Below are 230 nucleotides of genomic sequence, written 5' to 3'. Positions count from 1 at the left end.
TCCTCCAACTGCAGTTTCTATTAATCCAACTGGGACACCATATTTTTCATACATCTTTTCTGCAAAAAAATAGCCTACAGCACTAAAATTCATTTCATCACCTGCAGTAGCACTTTTCCAGCTACCATCAGATAAAATTTGTTTTGGACCGTGAAAACTGTATTCCTGTGGTACTTTGAAGTGTCGAATATGAGGGTTATTAATCTTTTTCACATCTTCAGATAATAAAT

Annotated in this window: 1 protein-coding gene; it reads right to left on the bottom strand. The window is 34.8% G+C overall.

Annotated elements, in window-relative coordinates:
• Window positions 1–230 (bottom strand): sialate O-acetylesterase (locus AOA62_RS31980; protein ID WP_218244271.1); only part of this gene is annotated, 230 nt, incomplete at both ends.

This window comes from Pseudomonas sp. 2995-3 (genome assembly GCF_002742565.1).
Taxonomy (GTDB): Bacteria; Pseudomonadota; Gammaproteobacteria; order Pseudomonadales; family Pseudomonadaceae; genus Aquipseudomonas; species Aquipseudomonas edaphica.
The sequence above is the reverse complement of the archived record's forward strand: the minus strand, read 5'-3'. Positions and strand labels throughout refer to the sequence as shown.